Raw genomic sequence first — 19,502 nt, 5'->3', positions numbered from 1 at the left:
CATTACAAAAAATTAAAACGATGATGAGACGAGTAACTTATAAAAACTTTTTCAGAGAGAAGATGCATTGGTGGGAGCATTTTTAAAGCTTATAAGTGAAGACTACCTCGGAGTGATTGCAAAACAATTCGGTGACCCCGTTATCGTCAGTATAAGCGAGTGACTTTTAGATTTTAGTTTCAATGTATTTTGGATTAAGAAATGAAAGTAACAAGGGTGGAACCGCGGGAATAGATGTAAATCCCGTCCCTTTTAAATAAGGATAGTTATTTAGAAGGGACGGGGTTTTTTGTGCCTTCAAATAATTATCATTACAAAAGTCAAATTTGAAAGGAGCATTATAATGATTAAAATTACATTAAAAGATGGTAGCATTAGAGAATGTCAAAAAGGTATTACAGTACTTGGTGTTGCAGAAGAATTAAGCAGCGGTCTTGCAAGAGCAGCTTGCGCTGGTAAAGTAAATGGAGAAATGGTGGATTTAAGAACAGAGCTTACAGCTGACTGTGAACTTGAAATCCTAACATTCAATGATAAAGAAGGTAAATGGGCATTCCGTCACACAGCAGCTCATATCTTAGCTCAAGCTGTTAAACGTGTATTCCCAGAAGTAAAACTTGCTATTGGGCCAGCTATTGAAGATGGTTTCTACTATGACTTCGATACAGATAGACACTTCGTTGAAGCTGATTTCGAAAAAATTGAAGCTGAAATGAAAAAAATCGTTAAAGAAAAATTACCTATCGAACGTTTTGAACTTCCAAGAGAAGAAGCTATCAAACTTATGGAAGAATTAGATGAACCATACAAAGTAGAACTTATCAAAGACTTACCAGAAGATGCAGTTATTTCATTCTACAAACAAGGTGAATTCACAGATCTTTGTGCAGGACCACACCTTATGAGCACAAAACCAGTAGAAGCATTCAAAATCTTAAATGCAGCTGGTGCTTACTGGAAAGGTAATGAGAAAAACAAAATGCTTGCACGTATCTACGCTACAGCATTCCCTAAAAAAGCTGAACTTGCAGCTCATCTTAAAGCGTTAGAAGAAGCTAAAAAGCGTGACCATAACAAACTTGGTCGTGAACTTAAACTTTTCACGACAGATGATAAGGTAGGACAAGGACTTCCACTTCTTATGCCAAGAGGTGCTAGAATCGTTCAAGCTCTTCAACGTTTTGTAGAAGATGAAGAAGAAAGAAGAGGTTATGTACTTACTAAAACTCCTCTTATGGCGAAAAGCGACCTTTACAAAATGTCAGGTCACTGGGATCACTATAAAGATGGTATGTTCATATTAGGCGATGAAGAAACAGATAAAGAAGTATTTGCACTTCGTCCAATGACATGTCCATTCCAATTCACAGTATACAATGCGGAACAACATAGCTACAGAGATTTACCAATTCGTTACGGTGAAACATCTACATTATTTAGAAATGAATCATCAGGTGAAATGCACGGACTTATTCGTGTACGTCAATTCACAATTTCTGAAGGACATCTTGTATGTACACCAGAACAACTCGAAGATGAATTCAAAGGTGTAATTGAACTTATCAAATACATGATGAATACATTCGGTATTCAAGATGATATCAGTTACAGATTCTCTAAATGGGATCCTGAAAACACAGAAAAATACATTGATGATCCAGAAGCTTGGGAAAGAACAGAAGGTCTCATGAGAAATATCTTAGATAACCTTGAAATTAACTACGAAGAAGCTGTAGGTGAAGCAGCATTCTACGGTCCAAAACTTGATATCCAATTCAAAAATGTACATGGTAAAGAAGATACAATCATTACAGTACAAATCGACTTCGCCCTTGGTGAAAGACTTGGTATGACATATATTGATGCAGATGGTGAGAAAAAACACCCACTTATCATTCATCGTACATCTATCGGATGCTACGAAAGAACACTTGCTATGCTTATTGAAAAATATGCTGGTCAATTCCCAGTATGGCTTGCACCAACAGCAGTTAAAGTTCTTCCAATCTCTGATAAATATGCTGATTATGCAGAAGAAGTTATTAAAGAATTTAAAAACCGTGGTATCTTAAAAGTAGAAGCTGACTACCGTACAGAAAAAATTGGATACAAAATCCGTGAAGCACGTATGGAAAGAGTACCTTACATCGTAGTAGTAGGTGCTGATGAAATGGAAAACAAAACAGTTTCAGTAAGAAGTCGTCAAAAAGGTGATGAGGGTGCAATGTCACTTGTAGATTTCGTAAACCGCGTAGATGAAGAAATTAAAACAAAATTCAACTACTTACTTCATATGGAACCACAAGAAGAAAATAAATAAATTATATGAAATACAAGGAGTGTCTGTATAAAGTTACAGATACTCCTTTTTTGATATAAAATATAGAAAATTATTTAAAATAGCATTATCATATAAGCACGAGTAAAGGGGAAAAGGTGCAAGGAAGGGGTATAATGGAAAAAGAGTAATTAAAAAGGAAGAGAAATTATTTTTTGTTAACGCCTTGTATATCAGGTATTAATATGGAGATTCCAATCTTGACACAGCAACTAATGTATAAAGGAATTATGAAAACAGATATGCAAGTAGCTATGAAAATTATAGGAATTATATTAGTGCTTACGTTAGTATCAGAAAGTATAAGTGTTGTGCAAAATAGTGTACATATAAATTTGAAAAATAGAGTAGAGTTTGAGTTGTAAAATAAGGCTATTAGTAAGTTGTTAAGGTTGAAAATGACAACATTTAATGATAAAAGCTTTTCTGAAATTCTAGATAGCATAATGTTTGATATAACAAACGTTGCACAGTTAGCAGACCAGAGCTTTTTTAATTTAATTATGGAAATGTTTAAATTAGTAGGTGGATTTATTAGACTAGTATTAATCAGCTGGAAATTAAGTATATTTATTTTAATGTTTGCAGCTATTAAATATGTGATTATAGGTATTATAACTACCAAAAAAGATAAGATGTTTGATATGTTTCTTGAAAACGTAGGAAAAACAGGTGAATGGGTAGGGGGGATGATTAATGGCATACAAGAAATTAAATTATGGAATCTATATAAGAAACAAGAAGAGATATATAGTCATTTGACAAAAAACAAAATGGATTTAGATAAAAAAGGGTGCAGTTTTTAGAGCAGATTAATATGAGAAGTGATAGCTTTATACAAAGCATTGTGATTAATCTGATTTATATCATTGCAATTATTTTTATTGGAAAAGATCAGTTGACAATAGGTGGTTTAGTAGCCTTTTTATCGTATAGTAGTTTAGTGATGTAGCCTATAATACTTTTATTACAAATAGTAAATTTTTATTAAAAAGCAATATCGATGTGCCTAATATAGTTTTATATAAAGTGAATCATTTAGTGGCAGAAAGCTTAAGTGAGGAATTTGTAAGATTATTCTATGAGGAGCAATATAACGGTGTAGTTTTAGGAGATTCCAATATGATAACGAAAATAGAAAAATCAATTTATGCCATTGCGGAAAATAATATAAACAGCATAAAAGAGAGAGTATTGAAATTATACAATCTGACAAGACCAGATTGTATGATAACAATACTTGAACAATATAGAGATTTAGAAGTACTTAGGAAATATGATTTAAATGAAGTAAATATGACAGAAGCTGAGTATATAGAGGAACTTAGAAAGAAAGTCATTACAGATAAAGTTAACGATACAATAAGAACAGTGGATGTTGAAGTGAGTGAAGAAGAAGTCGTTCAGCATTATGAAGCAAATAAAGCAGAATATATGCAATGTGCAGGGCTGATATGCAGTATATTATAGTTTATTCAGATAGTAATGAGGAAGAAGCTCAGCTTAATGTGTAGTTAGGTATAAAAGCTGTTCAAGAAAGATTAGATGCAGGAATGAATTGAACAAGCAATAAGTGAAATAGACTTAGAAGAGGTTATTTGTGAAGCTCAAGAATTGGGCTTTGTAGAATATGATAAAATGCACTTGGAGCCTGAAATGATAGAGGTATTTTAGAACGCTGGATGAAGGACAAGTATTAGTTTTATTAAAAGTAGAAGATAATTATTATTTCTTTAAAAGTGGAAAACATCGTAGAGGCAAAAAGTATTTCTAGACAAGAAGCTATGGAAGAAATACGTAAAAATCTGAGTGAAGAGAGACAAGGTGCTTATTATGAAGAACAATTAAACAAATGGGTAGACGAAGCTAGAATTGAAAAATACTAATTATACATATAACTTTAAAAAAGGTGAAAAAGTTGGTCATAGAAAGATTAAAAAGTGACTATACTAAATATAGCCTTTCATATAAATTATGGGAGGTATACTCTAACAAAACGCCTTAATCCTGCTATGAATTTAATAAAATGATTAATAAAAGTGGGAAAATAATTATGGGGGAGCAATCTGCCATAGATATTATATATAGTCGATGGGAAGTACCTGCAAATAATCAAAATGTTCCACATGAAAATGGGAAAAAATACAATTCTAATTGATTGTTGACAAAATGAAAGAAAGATGATATTATATTAGATGTTGAAGGCGGCAAGCCTAATAAGTAGAAGCTATTACTTCTCACCTTACAACGTTAGTTGTTCGTAAGGTCATACTAATTTGAATTTGATTAACTTAGTTTAGTATGATATAGAGAGGTGGGTAGTTTCGGCTATCCACCTTATTATTTTATGTAAGCGTATCACACTACGCCAAAAGGGTGAAAAATAATTATATTTAGGCAAACAAATTTAGGAGGTGCCCATTATTAACGATTTAATGATCAACGAACAAATTCGTGACAAAGAAGTAAGACTTATAGGAGCAGATGGCGAGCAAATCGGTATTGTTTCAGCTAAAGAAGCACAACGCATGGCTTCAGAAAAAAATCTTGATTTAGTAAAAATCGCTCCACAAGGAAAACCACCAGTATGTAAAATCATGGACTATGGTAAGTACAAATTTGATGCAGCTAAGAAAGAAAAAGAAGCGCGTAAAAAACAAAAAACTATTAGCGTTAAAGAAGTTAGACTCTCAGCTAGTATTGAAAAGCATGACTTTGAAACGAAAATGAGAAATGCAGCAAAATTCCTTAAAGCAGGGGATAAAGTTAAAATTTCTGTTGTGTTCCGTGGGCGTGAAATGATGCATACTCATAGAGGAAACGAACTTCTTGAGCAAGCTATGGCTTTAGTAGAAGAAGTTGGAGTAGCAGAACAAAAACCTAAATTAGAAGGCAGAGCAATGGTTATCGTGGTAACACCAAAATAAGTTACTTATTGATAAATAAATATAAGGTATAAAAGGAGGACTTCTCACAATGGCTAAATTAAAATTAAAAACTAATAGAGCAGCAGCAAAACGTTTCAAAGTAACAGGAACAGGAAAGTTAAAAAGAAACAAAGCTTACAAAAGACACATTTTAACAAAAAAATCAACTAAAACAAAACGTAACTTAAGAAAAGCTACATTAGTTGATTCTACAAATGAAAAACAAATGAAGAGAATTTTACCATATTTATAAGAAATAGACGATAGGAGGTCAAGCAAATGGCAAGAGTTAAAGGCGGAATGTCTACTAAAAAAAGACGTAATAGAGTATTAAAATTAGCTAAAGGTTATAGAGGAGCTAAATCTAAACAATTTAGAACAGCTAAACAAGCTGTAATGAAATCATTAAGCTACGCATACGTAGGTCGTAAATTAAGAAAAAGAGAATTCAGAACTTTATGGATTGCTCGTATCAACGCTGCAGCTCGTTTAAACGGTTTATCATACAGTCGTTTCATGAACGGATTAAAAAATGCTAACGTTAACATCAACAGAAAAATGTTATCAGAATTAGCAATCACAAACCCAGCTGCTTTTACACAATTAGTGGAAACAGCTAAAGCTAACTTAAAATAATTAACAATCATAGCCTTTTAAAAAGGCATCCTTAGGGGTAATGTCATTAAGTTAAGATAACGATTTAAGATCTTTATATCAGAAATGATATAGGGGTCTTTTTATTTTGTAAAAAATTCTTGACATATAGAGCATAGTGAAAGCGGCCCTTGTAATTAAGAAATATCTTGATTACAAGGAGGAAATAGTATGTCAGATTATATTATAACTTAACTTTATCCTTAGAAAATGTGATAGTGGATTTAGCTGATAATCCTTCGCTTTTTGTTAGAAATCCTAGTGTAGATTTTACTAGAAATAGAAAGATGAACGTTTACGGGTCGCAAGAATTAAGAGACAAAAAAGACAGCCACTTTAGTGACTGCCTGTGAAAGTAATGCGATTGACGGGCTAATCGGTGCATCTTTTAAGATGCTGCCAGTAATATTCCCTTCTAGGGCTGTGCAAACCACCAGTTCAACTGGTGGTATTGATTTATTAATTAATATAAGTAAAAAGTAGGCTTAATAAAATAGAAAAACTACAGCAGCTTATAGCAATTAATAAATGCAAAAGTTTTTTGCTAAATAAGTAAAGAATTAAGTTGAAAACAGCCATAGATAAGAAAAAGAGAGAGATAAAATTAGCAACAGGAAGTAAAAAATTCAATGTAATAAATAGAAAAAATAAATTAATTGCTACGAGCAAAACAGCATAAATACGATTGTAATTTGTGACATTACTTTTTTTATTATGTAGCATCTTGTCCTCCTCTTAATAATATAAAAAAACATCTTTATTATATATTATGAAATGAGTGTTCAAATATAACAGTAAGGTAACAAAAATGTAAGATTAATACTAGTTAGAATTAATTGACTATTAAAAAATATTATAATATAATTCAAAATGACTACAAAGTCAAAAGGATAGGATGTTATGAATAGAAACTTTTTAAATTTGAGTAAAATTAAGCAAGAAAATATTTTAAATGTAGCTATTGGCGAATTTGCAAATGTAGGCTATGACAGAGCATCTACAGAGATTATAGCGTCGAAAGCTGGAATATCTAAAGGAAGTTTATTTAACTATTTTTCTAGTAAGCAAGGCCTATATGAAGATGTTGTAGACTACATAATGGCAAAGGTGCAAAAGGAGGTTAGAGAAGTAGTAGAGAGTATAGATGAGAAAGATTTTTATATACGATTAAAGCATTTACTACTTACTAAATATTACTATATAAGTAATCATACATTAGAAATAAAATTACTTAAAGACTATACTAATAAAATTACTGAGAATAAAAATGAGAAAATAAAACAATATAAGAGAATTGAAATGGAGTGGCTACAAGAATATCTTATAGCTTATTTAAACTTTGAGTCAATTCGCGTAGATTTAATAATAGAAGATATTATTTTTGTAACTAATACACTTTTAGAAGCAGTATTTAGAAGATATGATGAACTTATACATTTAAGGGACAAGAATAGAAATATAGATGTATTAGAGAAGGAACTAAATAAGTATATTACTATACTGAAATATGGCATTTACAAATAGGATAATGAATTTTTTTGGAGGATGTTATGAAAGGAAAAAAGATATTAATCATTGTAGCAGTTGTAGCAATAACAGGGGTTTTAGTAGTTGCTGCTGTGAAAAATAAGCCTAAAGAAGATGACACCATTGGTGGCGATAAAACAGGAATGCGTGTACAAGTAGAGAAAGTAAAAACGGATAATATTGAAACGAAGATTTCTTCTAGTGGAAAACTTGAAGCAATTGATACACAAACTGTTTATTTAGATTCAAATAATAAAATTATTGGTGTTTCTAAAAAGGTAGGAGACAGTGTTAAAAAAGGTGACGTTATTGTTGTTTTAGACCAAGAAACGCAACTTTCTACACAAAAAAGTCTAGAAGTATTACAAACCAAATTAGCGGCTGCAAATGAATCACTAAATGATTTGATGGGGGCTTCTTCAAAAGGAGATATTCTAAAAGCACAGCAAAGTATTGCAACATTACAAGATAGTAAAAAGAAAGCTCAAAATGAAATACAAAATGTAAAAATAGAAATTACAAATGCAAAAACTGATTTAAGTGAAGCAGAAAAACAATTGAAATTAGATGAAGAACTTTTAAAAGAAGGGCTTGTATCTCAAAATACTGTGGATACGGAAAAAGACAAGATTGCAACTATGAAACAAAAGATTAGTCAATCTAATGAAACAATTGCCCTTAATACAGAAAGCCTAAAAACTATTGATTTACAAATTACTTCTGCACAATATGAATTAGATGTTTTATTAAATAAGGAACAAAGCACAACTAAAAAAGAGGCAATTACAGCTAAAAAATCAGAGATTAAACAACTTGAAAAAGATATTTATGATGCACAAACTAGTTTGAATAAAGCAACAACTCAGGTAGTGGCACCTATTAATGGTGTTATTACTAAATTAGATGTAGCAGAGGGCATGAGTGTTGCTGCTGGTACAGTTTTATTTACAATAGTAGATCCAAGTAAATTAAAAGTTAAATGTAATATTTCACCTTATTATGCAGCAGATTTAAAACTTGGTTTGGATGCAACTGTAAAATATACAGGATCTAAAACCATTGAAGTTCCAGGAAAGGTAAGTAAAATAGCAGCAGTAGCTACAACTGAAACAAATACTAAAGGAGAAACTATTTCACTACCTATAGACGTAGAAATTACTAAACCAGGAGACGTGTTAAAACCAGGCTTTTCGGTAGATGTCAAGATTATTACAGATACAAGAGAAGATGTATGTGTTGTACCACTTTTAGCAGTGTTAGAAGATGATGAAAACGAATTTTATGTTTATGTCGTAAAAGAAGATGGTTCATTAGAAAAGAGAACAGTTACACAAGGACTTAGTAATGGGCTTAATATAGAAGTAGAAGGTGTAAATAAAGATGAATTAGTTGTAAGTAATCCATCAGAAGCAATTACAGTCGATACAAAAGTTTCTTATGAAAAAATAGCTGATGAGAAAATAGGTGATGAACAGTGATAGATATCCAAAACGTCAATAAAATTTATCGTAATGGCAGACTAGAGTTACAAGCATTGTTTGATATTAATTTTAGGGTAAAAAAAGAAGAGTTTGTTTCGATTATGGGAGCATCTGGCTCTGGAAAATCTACGTTCTTGCAAATATTGGGATGTCTTGACCATGCTACAAGTGGTACTTACATACTAGATGGTATTAATATTTCACAAGCTAATGATAAAGATTTCTCTAAAATTCGTAATCAAAAAATAGGGTTTGTATTTCAAGCATTTAACTTATTACCTAAATTAACAATTACAGAAAATGTAGAATTACCAATGATGTATGCAGGAATAAAGCCGAAAGAAAGAAGAGAAAGAGCTGTAGATGCACTCATTAAAGTGGGACTTGGAAATCGTATTAAACATACACCTAACGAGATTTCTGGAGGGCAAAGGCAGAGGGTAGCTATTGCAAGAGCCTTGGTTAATAATCCGGCTATAATATTAGCAGATGAACCTACAGGAAACTTAGATAGTAAATCAAGTGTGGAGATAATGAATATTTTTCAAGGCCTTAATAATGAAGGCGTAACAATTGTTATGGTTACTCATGAACCGGATATTGCAGAATTTACAAAGCGTAAGGTTGTCTTTAGAGATGGAATCATCATAGATGATGCATTAATTCAAAATAGAAGAGGCATATAACTTACAGCATAAGCTTGTGTGAAAGGAGGCTAATATGAATATTCGGGAAACAGTAAAAATGGCCTTAAAACAGCTTTTAGGTAATAAGGGAAGAACGTTTTTAACAATGCTAGGAATGTTTATAGGAATAGGTTCAGTTATTGCAATTCTAGCATTAGGAACAGGGTTCCAAGATTTCTTCAAAGATAAGTTTATAAATTTAGGGTTAGGTGTGTTTTCTATAGAAGCCAAGGAAGACACCATTGAGTATTTAATAACACCAGAAGATGTACAGGTTATAAGAAACTTAGAAGAGATTAGAACTGCAATACGTGGTACGTCTGAAGAATGTAGTATAAGAGATGCAAAGGGAAAAGAATTTGACACATGGATTACAGGAGTAGAAGATGGTTATATGACGCTTATAAAACCTATTACACTACGAGCTGGAAGGAATATTAGTGTACGTGATCAGGAAGCAGGAAGTCAAGTATTACTTATTGCAGATATAATTGGTAAAGCTTATTTCGGTAATATTCCTTATGAAGATATGATAGGAAATAACATAGAGATTGTCATTGAAAAACAGCCTGTAAGTTTTCAAGTTATAGGTATTTATAAAACTGAGAGTGATGTCAATCAGTCACAAAAAGAATTAGAGAAATATTATGGTTTAAAAGAATATATCACACCTTTTAAGGCACTTAATAATATTATAGGTGCAGGAGAAGATGTATCCATGATTGCAGGGCTTATAAAAGATGGATATGATCAGACATCAGTAGCAACAAGGATAGGTCAAATTTTGAATCGTAGACATCATCTAAAGGATGGCTATAGTATTATGAGTGTTGCACAAATTGTAGATATGGTAGATAAAATTATGAGTGTGCTTACAATGTTCGTTAGTGCTTTAGCTAGTATCTCATTGATTGTAGGTGGGGTAGGAATCATGAACATTATGCTTGTAACGGTGAAAGAACGTACAAGGGAAATTGGTATTCGAAAAGCATTAGGAGCATCTAACAAATTGATACTTAGACAGTTTGTTATTGAAGCTTTACTCATAACTGTAATAGCAGGATTTATAGGTATGATTATAGGATATATTGGTGCTATTACAATTGGAGCTAATTTTGGTATACAAGCTAAATTTTCTAGTGGCATGGTTGTATTTTCTACAGTAACTTCTGTAAGTATTGGCTTAATCTTTGGTGTATATCCAGCTTACCAGGCCGCTAGATTAGATCCTATTGAAGCATTAAGAGCAGATTAAGGGGGAAGAAGGATGAAAGAGATACTAAAAAGTGCCTTTAAACAGCTTAAAGGTAATAAACTCCGAACTTTCCTAACAATGCTGGGGATGCTGATAGGAATAGGTGCTGTTATTATTATATTAAGCTTAGGTGAAGGTGTAAAAGGCTATATGACAGAAGAGTTTAACACTATAGGAAAAGGTGCTATACAAATAAACGCATATAGCTCAAAGGACTTAATTACAGCAGATGATTTAAATGTTATTAATGAGATACCAGAAGTAAAATTTAGTATTATGATGCATGATGGACAAACTGAAAGTGCAATGGATTATAAGAATGATGAAAGAATGGTTCTACTATTTGGAATTCCATATAACTATGAGAAAGTAAAAAGTTTAAATCTTAGATTTGGACGAAGCTTTATTGAACAAGATGAAAATATTAAATCGAATATTATTATAGTTGAAGATAATTTTGCAGAAATAATGCTTGGTTTAAAAGATCCAAAGGCAGCATTAGGAAAAACAATAGAAATCAATATAAGTGGAGAAAAGCAAGAATTTGAAGTAGTGGGAGTAGTTAAGAGTCAATATCCTTCAGCAGCACCAAAGAGTCAGATTACACCAATTATTTATGTACCATTTGCTACATTAAATCAATATATTATGGATGGTGAGAAAAAAGCAAATCAAGCTATAGTTGTTATAAAAGATGAGTATGATGCATCTAAATTCAGCAGCCCTATTGCTAAATTACTAGATAGGAGACATGGGGTAGAAGATGTTTTTGACGCTACTTCTGTAGCAGAAATGGGGGACTCATACAGCAGTATGTTAAATAAAGTAAATTTATTTACTAGTGTTGTAGCAGCTATATCATTATTAGTAGGTGGTATAGGAATTATGAATATTATGCTTGTAACGGTGAAAGAACGTACAAGGGAAATTGGTATTCGAAAAGCGTTAGGAGCCACAGATAAACAGATATTGAATCAGTTCCTTGTGGAAGCCTTAATTCTAACGTTGTTAGGTGGAATATCAGGACTTATCTTAGGTTACCTTGGCGGTTTCCTAATTGGTTCAGCTATGCATGTTAAAGCTAAAATGACAATAGGCATGATAGCATTTTCGGTAGGTACATCAAGTGTAATAGGGATTATCTTTGGCGTATATCCAGCATATAAAGCAGCAAAACTTGACCCTATTGAAGCACTTAAAGATGAATAATATATAAGAGGAGATGGGAATATGAAATTAGGACAAAAAATAAAATCAGTAGCAATATTTATGGTAAGTGCAACATTATTAGCTACACCTACATGGGCAGCGGAAGAGTCAAAACCGGTACTAGATATGCAAAAAGCAATAGATATGGCGATAAGTAAAGATGATACATTAGGGCAATATAGTAGGAATATTGAGGTTTATAAAGAACAAACAGAAGATATGAGAGATATATCTACTTTAGAATATAGTACAAAACAGCTTGATGTAAGAGAAACTGAACAAAAGAAAGGGTTTAGAAAAGATAAGATTGCTAATGAAGTTGTAAATGATTATAACAATATGTTTTTAATGTATAAGAAAATCAATCTTTTAGACGAACAGATTAAATTAGGTGAAAAACAGATCAAACAATTAAAGATTAAAAAAGATAGAGGTTATTGTGACACATTAACTTATGAGAAAAAGGTACAAGAAGTAGAAAATATTAAGGTAAGTAAAGAACAGTTACAAAAGAATTTAGAAGATGCTAAGAAGAGTTTCTTAAATCTTACGAACTTAGACGTAGACAAATACGTATTAGTAGCTGATGAAACATATCAACCATTTATACTTGAGAAATCACTTACGGCCTATTCAAGTGCTATGGCTAATGAACTCACTAAATTTGCTGATCAAAAAGCTACCTTAAATGTAGATAACTTTTGGGATACAATTTATCAATCAGGAGTAGGTGGAACAGGACCTACATATACAACATATCTAGAAAACAAGGCACAAGTACAAACAGCTAAAGAGCAAGTTAAAGCAAATTATGATAATTATAAATTATTAATTGAGAAAAAATACACAGAGTTAAATGCACAGCTTGATGCAATAAAAAGTAAAAAAGACAGTTACAATATAAGTATAAAAGACATGAAGGTTGCAGAGATTAAGTATAAAGCAGGTTATTTAAGTGCTATTGATTATGAAACACAAAAAGTACAGTTAGATGCATTGCAAGTGGAATACTTAGAACAAATATTTAAATATGATGAATTAAAAACACAGGTTGAAAAGCCTTGGGTAATGCAGTCATAAGCAGACTTATAAGAATTATAAAATATAATATGTATAGTAAAAGCATTCAAAAATTAAAGTTAATGATTTTTGAATGCTTTTTAATGTCAGAATATATATTCGTGGGTGGATAGGCATGTAAATTATAAAACATACTATAACTAAACTTTTGTTTTAGAGATATGTTTTGTGTTTACATGTATGATTTTTAAATAAATACATATGTTAATAGGTGATAAAGCTAGAAAAATCAACGGGGTATATGAAATTTAATACTAAACAAAATGTTTGATAGCTATAAATTTTTAGTGTAAAAAATATTGACCTTTTCTGTATAAATATGTATAATCTTTTAGTATGTGTTTAATGTCTGTAAACAAAAAGTTTATTTATATACATAGTGCACATGAAAATTAATAGTAAAAATAATTGTAACTGTTCAGCCGTTGGCTGAATAAATATATTTTTCACTGTGGATAAACAAGTTTTTTAGTACGATTTTTATGTTAGATTCTCAACTATATAGGTATAGACGTTTACGATTGTTGGTCATTTTATTGGAAGTATGATGTCGCAACTCACGCCGTATGTTGTGCTCATCTTTTAAGAGAGCTTACAGGAATCAAAGAAAATCATCCCGAACAAACGTGGGCATCAAAGATGATAGAACTGCTACTAGATATGAAAAAATAAAGAGATAAAGTAGTATTTATGAGTAAAGAGGAGCTGACCTATTACTATACCCATAAATTCCACAAAGAATATCAGAGTATAATAGAGGAAGCTAGAAAACTCAATCCCATCTAAAAAAAGTACCAGGTAAAAACAAGGAAAAGTCCGAGCCCTTATAGAAAGATTCTTTGACAACGAGGGCTTAATATGCTATTTGATAATAATCAAACTAAACGAGATGTACGAATGGTAAAAGTAAAGACCAAAGTAGCTGGTTACTTTAGAACACTTGAAGGGGTACAAAACTTTATGATAATTATGTCATATCTAGGAACAGCTAAAAAACATGATATCAGCCATATAAAAGCATTAAGAAAAGCACTTTCCGATGAGGAGAATTTTATTTTTGCTTAAGTTAGTGAGTGAATAGTTACAAATAATTAATATATTTATATAAGAAAAATAGTTAAGGAGGAGGCATTTAAATGGATATTGGTGCAAAAATTAACCAATTACGTAAGAAAAATGCGTTAACTCAAGAAGAACTCGCTGATCGTTGTGAACTTTCAAAAGGCTTTATTTCACAAGTTGAGCGTGGACTCACATCTCCCTCAATAGCAACACTTATTGATATCCTTGAATGTTTAGGAACTAATCTTAAAGACTTCTTCAATGAATCTAGTCAAGAAAAGATTGTATTTACTAAACAGGATGTATTTGAAAAAGAAGATAAAGATGCTGGAAATATGATTACATGGCTTATTCCGAATGCACAAAAAAATGATATGGAGCCAATTCTTATAAACATTGAACCGGGTGGAAAGTCTAGTTTGCAAGCGCCTCATGAGGGAGAAGAATTCGGCTATGTACTTGCTGGGAGTATTTACGTGCATTTAGGAAACAAAAAGTTTAAAGCTAAAAAGGGTGATAGTTTTTACTTTAGACCAACAGGTGATCACTATTTACAAAATACAGGTAAGACGAGAGCAACAGTGCTTTGGGTTGCTACCCCACCAAGTTTTTAAAGGAGTAGACGAAAATGGCAGAGAACAAATTAGAAAATGATTATATTATAGATCTTAAAAATATTAGCAAATCTTTTGGTGATACAATTATCCTTGACAAAATTAATATGTATATTAGACGTAATGAGTTTTTAACATTATTAGGTCCTAGTGGTTGTGGCAAAACAACACTTTTACGTATTATTGGTGGTTTTGAAGAAGCTTCAAATGGGAAAGTACTTTTTGAAGGTGAAAACATCGGTAAATTACCACCTTATAAAAGAAAGATTAATACAGTATTCCAAAAGTATGCGTTATTCCCACATATGACAGTAGGTGAAAACATTGCCTTTGGACTTAATATCAAAAAACTGGATAAGAAGATTATCAAAGAGAAAGTCCAAGAAATGCTTGAACTTGTAGGGCTTAAAGGATTTGAAAATAGAAAAATTGATTCTTTAAGTGGTGGGCAACAACAACGTATCGCTATCGCAAGAGCACTTGTTAATGAGCCAGAAGTATTACTTTTAGATGAACCACTTGGAGCACTTGATCTTAAACTTAGAAAAGGCATGCAGACAGAACTCAAACGTATTCAACAAAAAGTTGGCATTACATTTATTTATGTAACACATGACCAAGAAGAAGCACTTACTATGTCTGATACAATTGCGATTATGAATGCAGGAAAAGTACAACAAATTGGTACTCCAGTAGATATTTATAATGAACCTAAAAATGCTTTTGTAGCAGATTTTATTGGTGAAAGTAATATTTTACATGGAACAATGATTGATGACTATCGTGTAAACTTCCATAGTACAGAATTTAAATGCGTTGATGCTGGATTTGGGACAAATGTACCTATTGATGTAGTTGTAAGACCTGAAGATATTCGTATTATTGAAGCAGAAAAGGGCATGATAAAAGGTGTGGTAGAGTCAGTAACATTCAAAGGTGTACATTATGAAATGGTTGTTACAACAGATGAATATAAATGGCTTGTACATTCAACAGTAATGTCACCAGTAGGTGAAACTGTAGGTATGGTGATTACACCGGAAGATATTCACATTATGAGAAGGAGATAGACGATGAATAAAAAGTCATTAGCGTATCCATATGTAATATGGGCAGGTATTTTTATCATCGTGCCTTTGTTACTTATTGTATACTTTAGTTTCTTTGTAGATGGACAGTTTACTTTCCAAAACTATACAAAATTTATGGAAGATTATTATATTAAGGCAATGGGTAAATCAATTAGTCTTGCCTTTATCAGTACAACAATTTGTTTACTTTTGGCTTATCCATTAGCAATGGTTCTAAATGGCAAAGATATATCAAATCGTGGTGTGATATTATTACTTATTATTTTACCAATGTGGATGAACTCATTACTTAGAACATATGCATGGGCAAACTTACTTGAAAATAATGGTGTAATTAATAATGTGCTTGCAGCACTTAATTTACCAACAGTAAAATTCCTTTATGGAGATGGTGGTGTGATCTTTGGGATGGTATATAATTTCTTCCCATTCATGGTATTACCTATTTATAATGCACTTGCAAAAATTGATAAAGGTCTAATCGAAGCGGCATATGATCTTGGGGCTAATGATATTACAACATTTAGAAAAGTTATCTTACCACTTAGTATGCCAGGTGTAGTAACAGGAATTATTATGGTATTTATGCCAGCGCTTACAACATTTCTAATCACACGTTTATTAGGTGGCGGAAAAGTAATGCTCATTGGTAACATTATTGAAGAGCAATTCACAAGAACAGGAGACTTAGGCTTTGGTTCTGCAGTTTCTATGATTCTTATGATTATCGTACTTATAACATTAGCCTTTATGTCACGTAAAGGTACTTTAGATGAAGAAGGAGGCTTATTCTAATGATTAAATTTATTAAGCGCTTTTATGTCGCCTTAATTTTGCTTATAATGTACGCACCAGTTGCTGTACTTATGGTATTTTCATTTAATGATTCTAAGCTTCCTATTTGGAAAGGATTTACTTTTAAATGGTATGAAAACTTAGCAAATGATATGAGTATTCAACAAAGTTTTGTATACACAATCATTATTGCAGTAGTATCTTCACTTATTGCAACAGCTATTGGAACATTAGCGGCTATGGGAATCCACCAAATGAAAGGATATAAACGTAATTTAATGCTTAATATTACTTATATCCCGCTTCTTAGCCCAGATATCGTAATTGGTATTTCATTAATGATGCTCTTTAATGTGCTTCATATTCCTTTTGGATTACCAACATTAATTATTTCACATATTACTTTTAGTACACCTTATGTGATTTTATCAATTATGCCAAAGCTTAAACAAATGAATTTCAATGTTTATGAAGCGGCATTAGACCTTGGGGCAACACCATGGTATGCTTTTAGAAAAGTTATTTTACCAGAAATTATGCCAGGGGTAATAGCAGGATTATTTATTGCTTTTACCTTATCAATTGATGACTTTGTAGTAAGTTTCTTCAATACAGGAGCAGGTGTAGATACACTTCCAATTAAGATTTATGCAATGGCAAGAAAAGGGTTAACCCAACAATTAATGCCATTTCAACAATTATGTTTGTGACAATTATTAGTGTATTACTTATAAGTAATATTAGAGCTAGTCGTAAAGAAAAAGAACAAGGAATATAATTTATGCATAGCAAATTTTGCTATGCATAAAGTGCTATAAGAAAGGAATTAGCCATGAAAAAATTAACTAAAAGAATTTTAAGTGCAGGTCTCGTAGGTATGATGACATTAGCTATGGCAGGATGCGGAAACAGCGCACCTAATGGGCAAGTCGTTGTATATAACTGGGGAGAGTTCATTGATCCACAAGTAAATAAAATGTTTACACAAGAAACAGGAATTAAAGTAGTTTACTCTGAATATGCCAATAATGAAGAGATGTATGCTAAAGTAGAACCAGGCAACGTATCTTATGATGTTATTTTTCCATCAGATTATATGGTTGAGAAAATGATTAATAAAGGTATTTTAGAAAAACTTGATTTCTCTAAAATACCTAACTATGAAAACATTGATGTAAGATTTGAAAACTTACCATATGACCCAAATAATGAATATTCAATCCCTTATATGTGGGGAACAGTAGGTATCGTATATAATAAAAAAATGGTAAGTGAACCGGTAGATAGCTGGGATATCTTATGGGATTCAAAATACAAAGATCAAATCTTAATGTATGATAGTGAAAGAGATTCACTTATGGTAGCACTTAAAAAACTTGGCTATTCCATGAACACAAGAGATGAAAAACAGTTAGAAGAAGCTAAAAATCTTCTTATTGAACAAGCACCACTTGTACTTTCTTATGTAGGTGATGAAGGTAAAAATAAGATGGTAAATGAAGAAGCAGTATTTATGGTATCTTATGCTGGGGATGCAATGATAATGTTAAGTGAAAATCCAGATCTTGAATTCGTTATTCCTAAAGAAGGTTCTAATTTCTATGTAGATACAATGGTTATGCCAAAGAATGCAACAAACAAAGATAATGCATATGCTTATATGAACTTCTTATGCAGACCAGATATTGCAGCAATGAATGCTAAAGAGATTGGTTACTCTACACCAATTAGTGCAGCAAGAGAGCAATTAGATGATGAAATTAAAAATAACCCAGTAGCTTATCCAAGTGAAGAAGTTACAAATGCTGATAATATGGAAATGTTCAATGACCCATCAGATGTTATTGGAACATACAGTAGTATTTGGACACAGGTTAAGGCATCAAATAACTAGTGAGAGATATAGGCTCTAGCATAAGTGCTAGAGTCTTTTTTTATGAGGCGTGGATAATGTGGATAAGTGGCATATCTAATTTTCCTTTGCACTCACTTTGTTCGAATGCAAGATAAAATTATGAGGGTGTGTATGTTTTAAGATGTGTAAAGGGTAGAATATAAGATGTATAAATGTTGTGGAGAATGTGAATAGATAATTGGATGGAAATGGGATATACTAGTATTAAACATAATTTCATTATTTATCTTGTGTATAATTTTACTTGTGAAATAAGTGTATCAACATATATATTTAAAATACGTAAGATGGAGGTGCGTTATATGAGAAATAGAGATAGAGAGATTATAAGTAAGGAATTATTAGACCAAAGCACATTGGCGGCTTGTTTGGATGATGATTTATTGGAGAAAGAAGAGATTGCTACGCAGGGAAAGATATATATTCGTAAGAAAAAGAATCCAGGAGCATGGCCTTCATTAATTTTAGGGATTTTTGGTTCTATAGGTTGGATTGTACCTGTGCTTGGGCTTCCTATTACTGTAGTTGGGATTGTACTTGGTGCTATGGGAATGGGGAAAAAGAGAGAATATAGAGGCGTATCTATTGCTGGATTTGCAGTGAATTTAGTGTTTTTAATGTCAGCTATTGCTAAAGGAATTGTAGATATTGTTATTTATTTCAAAAAGAAACATTAATTTATCTTATCACCTATAATTCGTAGTCTGCATATATTGATAGCAAGGAGCGACTATTGAAGGAGGAGACAAGGTGTATAAAGAAGTTATTATTATTAATAGTGATACACTTGGCCAAGGGATAGTGAGGTTGGTAGAACTTTATTAGGAACATTTCTTAGAAAAGTTTTAGCGAGCTTAGATAAACCTGA

Annotated in this window: 22 protein-coding genes and 1 other annotated feature; all 22 genes read left to right on the top strand. The window is 31.9% G+C overall.

The window, feature by feature from the left end; all coding sequences use genetic code 11:
• Positions 1-11: 11 nt before the first annotated feature.
• Positions 12-254: a binding site (T-box leader), on the top strand.
• A gap of 92 nt (positions 255-346) precedes the next feature.
• The 22 genes from thrS to JCM14822_RS03890 all read left to right on the top strand — a co-directional run bounded on the left by thrS (position 347) and on the right by JCM14822_RS03890 (position 19,311).
• A complete protein-coding gene (gene thrS, locus JCM14822_RS03990; protein WP_334291642.1) occupies positions 347-2,320 on the top strand; it encodes a threonine--tRNA ligase in 1,974 nt (657 codons plus the stop codon).
• 218 nt (positions 2,321-2,538) lie between these two features.
• Positions 2,539-2,703, top strand: coding sequence for a hypothetical protein (locus JCM14822_RS03985; protein WP_157047616.1), 165 nt, complete (start codon positions 2,539-2,541; stop codon positions 2,701-2,703).
• 9 nt (positions 2,704-2,712) lie between these two features.
• On the top strand, positions 2,713-3,144 hold the full coding sequence (locus JCM14822_RS03980) for an ABC transporter transmembrane domain-containing protein (protein WP_304502429.1): 432 nt from the start codon (positions 2,713-2,715) through the stop codon (positions 3,142-3,144).
• 11 nt (positions 3,145-3,155) lie between these two features.
• A complete protein-coding gene (locus tag JCM14822_RS22420; RefSeq protein ID WP_278287168.1) occupies positions 3,156-3,290 on the top strand; it encodes a hypothetical protein in 135 nt (44 codons plus the stop codon).
• A gap of 89 nt (positions 3,291-3,379) precedes the next feature.
• Positions 3,380-3,808, top strand: coding sequence for a hypothetical protein (locus JCM14822_RS03975; protein ID WP_054739884.1), 429 nt, complete (start codon positions 3,380-3,382; stop codon positions 3,806-3,808).
• Positions 3,809-4,773: 965 nt separating this feature from the next.
• Entirely contained in the window at positions 4,774-5,265 is a 492-nt protein-coding gene (infC, locus tag JCM14822_RS03970) for a translation initiation factor IF-3 (protein WP_054739882.1), read from the top strand.
• Between the two features lie 49 nt (positions 5,266-5,314).
• Entirely contained in the window at positions 5,315-5,518 is a 204-nt protein-coding gene (gene rpmI, locus JCM14822_RS03965) for a 50S ribosomal protein L35 (protein ID WP_054739881.1), read from the top strand.
• 26 nt (positions 5,519-5,544) lie between these two features.
• The gene (gene rplT / locus JCM14822_RS03960; protein WP_054739879.1) at positions 5,545-5,901 is read left to right on the top strand and encodes a 50S ribosomal protein L20; all 357 of its coding nucleotides are present in this window, start codon (positions 5,545-5,547) and stop codon (positions 5,899-5,901) included.
• Positions 5,902-6,819: 918 nt separating this feature from the next.
• A complete protein-coding gene (locus tag JCM14822_RS03950; RefSeq protein WP_054739876.1) occupies positions 6,820-7,443 on the top strand; it encodes a TetR/AcrR family transcriptional regulator in 624 nt (207 codons plus the stop codon).
• A gap of 26 nt (positions 7,444-7,469) precedes the next feature.
• Entirely contained in the window at positions 7,470-8,924 is a 1,455-nt protein-coding gene (locus JCM14822_RS03945) for an efflux RND transporter periplasmic adaptor subunit (protein WP_054739874.1), read from the top strand.
• Positions 8,921-9,613, top strand: a complete 693-nt coding sequence (locus JCM14822_RS03940) for an ABC transporter ATP-binding protein (RefSeq protein ID WP_054739872.1) — start codon at positions 8,921-8,923, stop codon at positions 9,611-9,613. The genes JCM14822_RS03945 and JCM14822_RS03940 overlap by 4 nt, the downstream gene beginning before the upstream one ends.
• A gap of 34 nt (positions 9,614-9,647) precedes the next feature.
• On the top strand, positions 9,648-10,868 hold the full coding sequence (locus tag JCM14822_RS03935) for an ABC transporter permease (RefSeq protein WP_054739870.1): 1,221 nt from the start codon (positions 9,648-9,650) through the stop codon (positions 10,866-10,868).
• Between the two features lie 12 nt (positions 10,869-10,880).
• Entirely contained in the window at positions 10,881-12,077 is a 1,197-nt protein-coding gene (locus tag JCM14822_RS03930) for an ABC transporter permease (RefSeq protein WP_054739868.1), read from the top strand.
• A gap of 21 nt (positions 12,078-12,098) precedes the next feature.
• Positions 12,099-13,157: a TolC family protein gene (locus tag JCM14822_RS03925; protein ID WP_054739866.1), complete on the top strand. Its 1,059-nt coding sequence runs from the start codon at positions 12,099-12,101 to the stop codon at positions 13,155-13,157.
• A 489-nt stretch (positions 13,158-13,646) separates the two neighbouring features.
• On the top strand, positions 13,647-13,829 hold the full coding sequence (locus JCM14822_RS24795; protein ID WP_083461252.1) for an IS66 family transposase: 183 nt from the start codon (positions 13,647-13,649) through the stop codon (positions 13,827-13,829).
• A 186-nt stretch (positions 13,830-14,015) separates the two neighbouring features.
• Positions 14,016-14,222, top strand: a complete 207-nt coding sequence (locus tag JCM14822_RS03920; RefSeq protein WP_054739864.1) for a hypothetical protein — start codon at positions 14,016-14,018, stop codon at positions 14,220-14,222.
• Between the two features lie 71 nt (positions 14,223-14,293).
• Positions 14,294-14,833, top strand: coding sequence for a helix-turn-helix domain-containing protein (locus JCM14822_RS03915; protein ID WP_054739863.1), 540 nt, complete (start codon positions 14,294-14,296; stop codon positions 14,831-14,833).
• Positions 14,834-14,847: 14 nt separating this feature from the next.
• The gene (gene potA / locus JCM14822_RS03910; protein WP_054739860.1) at positions 14,848-15,903 is read left to right on the top strand and encodes a spermidine/putrescine ABC transporter ATP-binding protein; all 1,056 of its coding nucleotides are present in this window, start codon (positions 14,848-14,850) and stop codon (positions 15,901-15,903) included.
• Positions 15,904-15,906: 3 nt separating this feature from the next.
• Entirely contained in the window at positions 15,907-16,719 is an 813-nt protein-coding gene (locus JCM14822_RS03905; RefSeq protein WP_054739858.1) for an ABC transporter permease, read from the top strand.
• The gene (locus JCM14822_RS03900; RefSeq protein WP_330377290.1) at positions 16,719-17,429 is read left to right on the top strand and encodes an ABC transporter permease; all 711 of its coding nucleotides are present in this window, start codon (positions 16,719-16,721) and stop codon (positions 17,427-17,429) included. The genes JCM14822_RS03905 and JCM14822_RS03900 overlap by 1 nt, the downstream gene beginning before the upstream one ends.
• Positions 17,430-17,551: 122 nt before the next feature.
• Complete coding sequence (locus JCM14822_RS03895) at positions 17,552-18,613, top strand: ABC transporter substrate-binding protein (protein ID WP_054739856.1); 1,062 nt, start codon at positions 17,552-17,554, stop codon at positions 18,611-18,613.
• 323 nt (positions 18,614-18,936) lie between these two features.
• Entirely contained in the window at positions 18,937-19,311 is a 375-nt protein-coding gene (locus JCM14822_RS03890) for a hypothetical protein (RefSeq protein WP_157047612.1), read from the top strand.
• Positions 19,312-19,502: the final 191 nt, after the last annotated feature.

The sequence above is a fragment of the Cellulosilyticum ruminicola JCM 14822 genome (assembly GCF_001311925.1).
In the GTDB taxonomy this organism is placed as follows: Bacteria; Bacillota; Clostridia; order Lachnospirales; family Cellulosilyticaceae; genus Cellulosilyticum; species Cellulosilyticum ruminicola.
This window is presented reverse-complemented; position numbering and strand designations above follow the sequence as displayed.

Bases quoted from the DNA above. Each gene is read 5' to 3' on its own strand.
- JCM14822_RS22420 (WP_278287168.1), top strand. From the start codon at position 3,156: ATGAGAAGTGATAGCTTTATACAAAGCATTGTGATTAATCTGATTTAT.
- infC (WP_054739882.1), top strand. From the start codon at position 4,774: ATGATCAACGAACAAATTCGTGACAAAGAAGTAAGACTTATAGGAGCA.
- rpmI (WP_054739881.1), top strand. From the start codon at position 5,315: ATGGCTAAATTAAAATTAAAAACTAATAGAGCAGCAGCAAAACGTTTC.
- rplT (WP_054739879.1), top strand. From the start codon at position 5,545: ATGGCAAGAGTTAAAGGCGGAATGTCTACTAAAAAAAGACGTAATAGA.
- JCM14822_RS03950 (WP_054739876.1), top strand. From the start codon at position 6,820: ATGAATAGAAACTTTTTAAATTTGAGTAAAATTAAGCAAGAAAATATT.
- JCM14822_RS03945 (WP_054739874.1), top strand. From the start codon at position 7,470: ATGAAAGGAAAAAAGATATTAATCATTGTAGCAGTTGTAGCAATAACA.
- JCM14822_RS03935 (WP_054739870.1), top strand. From the start codon at position 9,648: ATGAATATTCGGGAAACAGTAAAAATGGCCTTAAAACAGCTTTTAGGT.
- JCM14822_RS03930 (WP_054739868.1), top strand. From the start codon at position 10,881: ATGAAAGAGATACTAAAAAGTGCCTTTAAACAGCTTAAAGGTAATAAA.
- JCM14822_RS03925 (WP_054739866.1), top strand. From the start codon at position 12,099: ATGAAATTAGGACAAAAAATAAAATCAGTAGCAATATTTATGGTAAGT.
- JCM14822_RS03920 (WP_054739864.1), top strand. From the start codon at position 14,016: ATGCTATTTGATAATAATCAAACTAAACGAGATGTACGAATGGTAAAA.
- JCM14822_RS03915 (WP_054739863.1), top strand. From the start codon at position 14,294: ATGGATATTGGTGCAAAAATTAACCAATTACGTAAGAAAAATGCGTTA.
- potA (WP_054739860.1), top strand. From the start codon at position 14,848: ATGGCAGAGAACAAATTAGAAAATGATTATATTATAGATCTTAAAAAT.
- JCM14822_RS03905 (WP_054739858.1), top strand. From the start codon at position 15,907: ATGAATAAAAAGTCATTAGCGTATCCATATGTAATATGGGCAGGTATT.
- JCM14822_RS03900 (WP_330377290.1), top strand. From the start codon at position 16,719: ATGATTAAATTTATTAAGCGCTTTTATGTCGCCTTAATTTTGCTTATA.
- JCM14822_RS03895 (WP_054739856.1), top strand. From the start codon at position 17,552: ATGAAAAAATTAACTAAAAGAATTTTAAGTGCAGGTCTCGTAGGTATG.
- JCM14822_RS03890 (WP_157047612.1), top strand. From the start codon at position 18,937: ATGAGAAATAGAGATAGAGAGATTATAAGTAAGGAATTATTAGACCAA.